Origin of the sequence: Streptomyces sp. NPDC057253 (genome assembly GCF_042669125.1) — a bacterium.
Lineage (GTDB): Bacteria > Actinomycetota > Actinomycetes > Streptomycetales > Streptomycetaceae > Streptomyces.
Window position 1 is genome coordinate 21,723 of the sequence record NZ_JBHUXV010000116.1, and the last position, 6,856, is coordinate 28,578.

Consider the following 6,856-nt stretch of genomic DNA (forward strand, 5'->3'; position numbering starts at 1 on the left):
GCCCGGAGTGCCTCGGTGCAGGGCGCGACGCGGGGTCGGGCGGCAAGGCCGATTCAAAGGAGGCCGCACTGCCGTTCGGTTCGTCGTGGCCGTACACGACCCGCCACAGGGCCTGACCGAGGGGACCAGGGGGCAGGGGTGCGTCGAGGTCCCGCTCCAGTTGTCCGGCCAGGTCTGGCATCCCCAGATCCACATCGGTCGCTGGCTTCTCCACGAACCCCCCGTGCTCACTCGTACCGCCACACCCGGCGGTTGTTCCGGGCACGGCGGTGTGGATGTGGTCGTTGTGGGCGTGCGTCGACCCGCAACTCGGTTTGCAGCGCATCGAGTTGCGGGCGGATTCATGCGGTTCTGCCTTCAGGGAAGCACACTGATCGCCCGGCGGCCAGGAACCCGGGACCGTGCTGCCCGGCCAGCGGCCGGTTCTCGCCATGATGCCCACCAAGGCCCCCTCGACAACGCGGTGTTGGCACCCGCACGACTCCAAGTCACCATGAGTCTTCCCCTCTTCATGGCGAGGTGACGCATGGCGGCAACCACGCCCGGGCAAAACGTTCCGGGGCCGCGCGCGACGATAGGCAACGACGATCTTCCGCCGTTGTTCCGTTCCAACGACCAGTGGGCGCTGACCCGTCAGCGCGAGGCGTTCCGGGCCACGATGACCCAGCTGACGCTCCTGCTCGTGGCCACCGTCTTCGCCACCCTGGCCGACCATTTCGACAGCCATGCCCTGACCGCGCTGTCGGCTCTGCTGTACGGACTCACCGTGGTCACCGGGGTCGTCATCCAGCGCCGCCGGGCCCGCGCCCACTGGCAGGCCCACCGCGACGCAGCCGAGACCGTCAAGTCGCTGGCCTGGCAGTACATGGTGCACGGCGGCCCGTTCCACTCGAAGGTGCGCGATCCCGACGGGCTGTTCAACCAGCAACTGGAGGAGCATTTACGGGCGTTACGGCGGATAGGGTGGCGCGAGCCGTCGCCTGAACGGACCTCGGGGTCGGGTACGGGTCCTGGTGCCGCCCCTCCTCCGTCGAGGTACACGCTGTGGGATCCGGCCAGTCGGCACGAGCCGGACGATCCGCGGCACCCCCAGATCACGCGCGCGATGCGGGCGGTGCGCGACAAGCCGTTCACCGTCCGGAAGGACATCTACCTGCGGGACCGGGTCCTGGACCAGCTCAGCTGGTACGGCGGCCGAGCCGTGCAGGCCCGCCGCTCCGCCGCCCTCTGGTCCACACTGACCGCACTGCTGACCCTGCTGGCCCTGACCGCCGCGGTGGTCAGAAGCGCGGGCCTCGTCTCGGGCTGGGACCTGAGCGGCCTGCTCGCCGCGTCGGCCGCAACGGGCGTCGCCTGGCTGGAGACCCGCCGCCACCATCCCCTCTCCTTCGCCCACGCGCTGGTACGCGAGGGCCTGGAGACCCAACGGGCCGTCCTGGCCCAGAGCGTGGCCGAGGACCGCTGGCCCCAGGAGGTCACCGACACGGAACACCTGATGCTGCCGCAGCACACGGACTGGTTGGCGCGGTTTGGGGGGTGAGTGGGGGGACTGAGGTGCACGGGAGGCGTTCGAGGGACGGGGAACGGCCGCCGCAGCCACGGGGGTGTGAGACTTCAGCCCGGATCCGTCAGGGGCGCCGCGCCCCCGGTCGCCACAGCACCCGTACCGGTACGCCCACCCGGCTCGCGTACGCCACGATCTCGCCGGTGCCGCCGATCCCCCGCGCCGGCTCGCCGTCCCAGACCGCCACCAGCCGGTCCGCGTGGTCCACGATCCAGCGGCCGGCCGCCGCGTACGCCTCCTCCCGGGTCCGCTCCACCGGCAGGTCGACTCGGTCGGCACAGTCGAGCAGCAGCCGACGGAAGGCGAGACGGGCCTCCGGTCCGCCCAGCTGACGCTCGTAGTCCGTACCGGTGCCGGGGATGACCGCCGTGACAGGGATCCCGCTGCGCAGCGCGAGGTCGGCGAAGAGCTGGTCGGCCCCGGCGGCCAGGGCGCTGAACGCCTCGACGGGCCCGCTCGCGGCCTGACGGGAGAACTCGTCGAGGATCCCCGCGCTCACCCACTCCACCACCGGCTCGGGGAGATCCCGGTGCCCGGTGACTCCGATCCGAGTCGTACGCTCCACGCTCGCCGCCACCCTCGGTAGAACCGGTCGGGACGCCCTCCTCCCTACCCAGTCCCACCACCGAAGCCACACACCACGCCCACCCCCGACACACGAAAGGGGCGCCCCCCTCTGGAGGACGCCCCTTCCATCACACCGTTCACGCGGTGGGTGTGGGATTTGAACCCACGGTGACTCGCGCCACGACGGTTTTCAAGACCGTTCCCTTAGGCCGCTCGGGCAACCCACCCCGCGCCGTGGGTGACCGCGGCGCGGGGACCAGAGTAACGGGTCAGGGTGGGTGGGGGGTGGTCAGCTGTCGCCGGTGCGGGAGCCCAGGGTCAGGTCGACCGTGTGGGTCTTGCCGTCGCGCTCGTAGGTGATCTTGACCTTGTCGCCGGGCTTGTGGGTCCAGATCTCGCCGATCAGGGTGGGCCCGGAGTCGATGACCGAGTCGTCGAGCCGGGTGATGACGTCACCGGGCTTGAGGCCGGCCTTGGCCGCCGGGCCGCCCGCCTCGACCGGGGCGGAGCCGCCCGCGCCCTCGGTGGTGATCTTCGCGCCGCCCGAGGAGTCCTCCAGGGAGACGGACGCGCCGATCTTGGCGTAGACGGGCTTGCCGGTGCGGATCAGCTGCTGGGCGACGTACTTGGCCTGGTTGATCGGGATGGCGAAGCCGAGGCCGATCGAGCCGGACTGGCTGGTGCCGCCGAGGCCGCCGCTGCTGGTGGACTGGATCGCGGAGTTGATGCCGATCACGTTGCCCTGGGCGTCCAGCAGGGGGCCGCCCGAGTTGCCCGGGTTGATCGACGCGTCGGTCTGGAGCGCGCTCATGTAGGACGCGTTCGAGCCACTGCCGTCGCTGGAGGCCACCGGGCGGTTCTTGGCACTGATGATGCCGGTGGTGACCGTGTTCGAGAGGCCGAAGGGGGCGCCGATCGCGATCGTGGAGTCGCCGACCGCCACCTGGTCGGAGTTGCCGAGGGTGAGCGGCTTCAGGTCGCTCGGCGCGTTCTTGAGCTTGATCACCGCCACGTCGTAGCCCTGCGCGTGACCGACCACCTCGGCGTCGTACTTCTTGCCGTTGGGGAAGGTCGCCGTGAGCTTGCCGCCGTCGACCGCGTCGGCCACCACGTGGTTGTTGGTGACGATGTGGCCCTGGGTGTCGAAGACGAAGCCGGTTCCGGTGCCGCCCTCGCCGTTGGTGGACTCGGCCTCGATGGTGACCGTGCTGGGCAGCGCCCGCTGCGCCACGCCCGCCACCGTCCCGGCGTCCCGCTTGACGCTGCCGCCGCTGTCCGAGGCGGAGACGGTCGTCGAGGAGCCGTTGTCGTTGTTCTTGGCCAGGGTGTAGCCGAGACCGCCGCCGAGGCCTCCGGCGACCAGCGCGGCCACCAGGATCGCGGCCACGAGACCGCCGCGGCCGTTCGACGGCTTCGGCGCCGGCTGCTGGTAGCCCGCACCCCACACACCCGTCGGACCGGCGCCGCCCGCGCCCGCGCCACCCGCACCGGGGCCACCCGCACCACCGTCGGCGTACAAGGGGGTGCCCGGCGGCTGGGGCGGCGGCCAGGTGCCCTCGGGGCCGCCCGGGCCGGCCTGCTGCTGCCCCTCCGAAGAGGCGTACGCCGGAGCCGGTCCCGCGTGCACGAGTTCCGGACCCTGGGGACCCCCGGAGGGGTGCGGCGGGAGCGGGGCGGTGGGGGCACCCGCGTCGGAGGCCTGGGGCGCCGAAGCCGCGGGAGCGTCCACCGGCACGGGGGGTGCGGACGGGGCCGGGGGTACCGCGGTGCCCTCGTTCTCGGTGCTCACAGCTTCTCTCCTCGGTCCACGGCTGTCTGTTGTCGGTCGCACTCGGTCACGCTCGGCCAGTGCCGCTCGGTGTCCGGCGTGCGTCAGCTGTGCATGTCCTTTTGTATGCCGTCAGCTTTTCCCACGAGCCGTCAGGGCACCATAAGCGGTGCCTGTGGGTCCGCGGCTGCTCTTTATATAGGCCATGTAAGACAAATGAGGCGCAAACCATATGCCTCCGTTCGCACGCGTACCCCCATGCGGTGGCACCATGACGCGGTGACCCACGCACGGCAGCAGCTGACTCAAGTCGTCGCCCACCGCGGAGCCTCGGAAGACGCTCCCGAGCACACCCTCGCCGCCTACCGGAAGGCGATCGAGGACGGCGCCGACGCCCTCGAATGCGATGTACGCCTCACGGCGGACGGGCATCTCGTCTGTGTCCACGACCGACGGGTCAACCGTACGTCCAACGGCCGCGGAGCGGTCTCGGCCCTGGAGCTCGCCGAGCTCGCCACCCTGGACTTCGCCTCCCGCAGGACGCGGGAGTTCTGGCGCACCCGCGACGAGGAGCCGGACTGGGTGTACCGGCCCGAGGACCGGGAGGACACCTCCGTCCTCACCCTGGAGCGGCTGCTCGAACTCGTCGCCGACGCGGGCCGGCGCGTGGAGCTGGCCATCGAGACCAAGCACCCGACGCGCTGGGCCGGACAGGTCGAGGAGCGGCTGCTGGTGCTGCTGAAGCGGTTCGGCCTGGACGCGCCCGCCTCGGCCGCCGAGTCGCCGATCAGGGTCATGAGCTTCTCGGCCCGATCGCTGCATCGCGTGCGTGCCGCCTCGCCGACGCTGCCGACGGTCTATCTGCTCCAGTTCGTCTCGCCCCGGCTGCGGGACGGCCGGCTGCCCGCGGGAGTGCGGATCGCCGGGCCCTCGATCCGGATCGTGCGCAACCACCCCGGCTACATCGAGCGCCTCAAGCGCGCGGGCCATCAGGTGCACGTGTGGACCGTCAACGAGCCCGAGGACGTGGACCTCTGCGTGGAGCTCGGCGTCGACGCCATCATCACCAACCGCCCGCGCGCGGTGCTCGACCGACTGGGCCGCTGACGTCCCCTCCGTCACAGGGTGTGCCCCGGCGCGTTCGGTCCGTGTTCGGTCGTTCTGAATGCGTCAGCGGAACGGGATTGGCCGGTTTCCGGTACAGGCCAATGGGGCATCCACACCGTGGCGTGGGGCGAAGGAGGTCTCGGGGGTGGCGTTGGTGGTGGCACAGGAGGTGCCCACGTCGTCGAGCATGGCCGTACCCCATGGCCCTGCGGGCGTGGGGGAAGCGAGACACCGTATGCGCGTGCAGCTGCGCAGGGGTGGCGTGGCGGAATCGGTCATCGACGACGCCGTTCTGATTCTTTCCGAGCTCTTGAGCAACGCGTGCAAGCACGGTCGACCGCTGGGCGACGCCCTGGCCGGGGACGGTGACGTCCGTGCCGCCTGGCGGGTGGACGGCACCGGCAGGCTCACGGTCGAGGTGACGGACGGCGGTGGGCCCACCCGCCCGGCTCCGGCGACGCCCTCGGTCACCGCGCACGGCGGCCGTGGGCTGAACATCATCACCGCGCTGGCCGACGACTGGGGTGTCCGGGACGACGCCCGGGGCGAGGTCACGGTCTGGGTGGTCGTCCACGCGGACGTGCACGATCCGGATGCGGGGCGCCGGCGGGACGACTTCGCGTCACGGGTCACGGCTCCGCCGGTGTCCGCGATATCCGACCTGGGCTTCGTGGACGCGTTCAACGATCTCGACTGAGGCGACCCGGACCGAGCGTCCGGTGCAGAAGACCGCAGGACAACCGCAGAACACCGCAGGACGTCCGCAGGACACCCCCGTGGTTGTCCACAGGCTCCCGTCGGCCAAGTCACAAGCGGCTAGGCTCGCGCCCGTACGAGACGAGCCGTAACCGGGAGACAGCCACGATGGCCAAGAAGCGACCCCAGACGAAGGCCAAGCGCCCGCAGATCACGGATGGTGAGGTCCCGGTCGTCGGCGCCCGCGAACCCTGCCCCTGCGGCAGCGGCCGCCGCTACAAGGCCTGCCACGGCCGGGCCGCCGCGCAGGCCGCGACCGAGCTGGTGCACCGCCCGTTCGAGGGCCTCGCGGGCGAGGGCGACTGGGTGGCCCTGCGCGAGCTGGTCCCCGCCGCCACCGTCGAGCTGACCCTGAAGGACGGCCTCCCCGAGGGCGTCCCGTCGGTCACCCTGGCCACGGTGCTGCCGATGGCCTGGCCCGCCCTGCGCCGCGACGACGGCTCGGTCCTGCTCGGCCTGCAGAACGACACGGCGTCCGGCGACATCAGCCGCGACCTCGCCGACACCCTGAAGCGCGCGCTGGAGGCGGCCCCCGGCACCCCGGTGGAGGGCCGCCGCGCTCCCGCCGACGGTCCGCGGCTCCAGGATCTGCTCGATCCCGAAGGCGCCTTCGAGCCAGTTGTGCACGAGGGCTTCGAGTTCTGGGTCCCGGACGCGGAGAACGCCACCCCCGAGGTGACCGCCTCCCTGGAGCGCGCCAACGCCGCGGCCATCCCGACCGTCCGGCTGACCGGCGTCGATGCCGCCTACTGGTGCGAGACCCCGGACAAGAACCACCTGCGCTGGGTCATGCCGCACCCCGAGGAGCAGCTTCTGGACGCGCTGGCGCGGCTGCACGCGGTGGGGCGCTCCAGCCTCGGCGAGGGCACCCGGCTCGTCGGTTCCTTCCGTGCTCACGGCCTCACCGTCCCGGTCTGGGACCTGCCGAGCGGGGTCACCGCGGACGACGTGGAGAAGCCGGCCGCCGAGTTCGCCGAGCGGCTCGCGGGCGCCCTGGCCGTGGACGCGCCGCTGACCGCCGACGAGCGCCGTGCCCGCGGTGGTCTCACCAACCGCCAGGTCACGCTGAGTTGACACCCGCGGTGCGGCTGACC

General features: G+C 71.8%; 6 protein-coding genes and 1 tRNA gene. 4 read left to right on the plus strand and 3 right to left on the minus strand.

Going from position 1 to position 6,856, the window contains the following annotated elements; translation table 11 throughout:
- Window positions 1-598 precede the first annotated feature (598 nt).
- Entirely contained in the window at window positions 599-1,540 is a 942-nt protein-coding gene (locus tag ACFULQ_RS39415) for a DUF4231 domain-containing protein (protein ID WP_383553823.1), read from the plus strand.
- 88 nt (window positions 1,541-1,628) lie between these two features.
- Here the strand turns inward: ACFULQ_RS39415 and ACFULQ_RS39420 are convergent, their stop codons facing one another.
- From ACFULQ_RS39420 to ACFULQ_RS39430, 3 genes are all read right to left on the minus strand, one after another.
- Window positions 1,629-2,129 carry a hypothetical protein gene (locus ACFULQ_RS39420; protein WP_383553826.1) on the minus strand — a complete coding sequence of 167 codons (501 nt, stop codon included), beginning with the start codon at window positions 2,127-2,129 and terminating at the stop codon, window positions 1,629-1,631.
- Window positions 2,130-2,273: 144 nt separating this feature from the next.
- Window positions 2,274-2,358, minus strand: a tRNA-Ser gene (locus ACFULQ_RS39425).
- A 62-nt stretch (window positions 2,359-2,420) separates the two neighbouring features.
- Window positions 2,421-3,920, minus strand: coding sequence for a S1C family serine protease (locus ACFULQ_RS39430; protein WP_383553828.1), 1,500 nt, complete (start codon window positions 3,918-3,920; stop codon window positions 2,421-2,423).
- 258 nt (window positions 3,921-4,178) lie between these two features.
- On the opposite strand from ACFULQ_RS39430, the gene ACFULQ_RS39435 reads away from it, so the two are divergent.
- From ACFULQ_RS39435 to ACFULQ_RS39445, 3 genes are all read left to right on the plus strand, one after another.
- On the plus strand, window positions 4,179-5,006 hold the full coding sequence (locus tag ACFULQ_RS39435) for a glycerophosphodiester phosphodiesterase (protein ID WP_383553830.1): 828 nt from the start codon (window positions 4,179-4,181) through the stop codon (window positions 5,004-5,006).
- A gap of 58 nt (window positions 5,007-5,064) precedes the next feature.
- Window positions 5,065-5,703: an ATP-binding protein gene (locus tag ACFULQ_RS39440; RefSeq protein ID WP_383553832.1), complete on the plus strand. Its 639-nt coding sequence runs from the start codon at window positions 5,065-5,067 to the stop codon at window positions 5,701-5,703.
- Between the two features lie 167 nt (window positions 5,704-5,870).
- Entirely contained in the window at window positions 5,871-6,836 is a 966-nt protein-coding gene (locus ACFULQ_RS39445) for a DUF5926 family protein (protein WP_383553834.1), read from the plus strand.
- Window positions 6,837-6,856 lie beyond the last annotated feature (20 nt).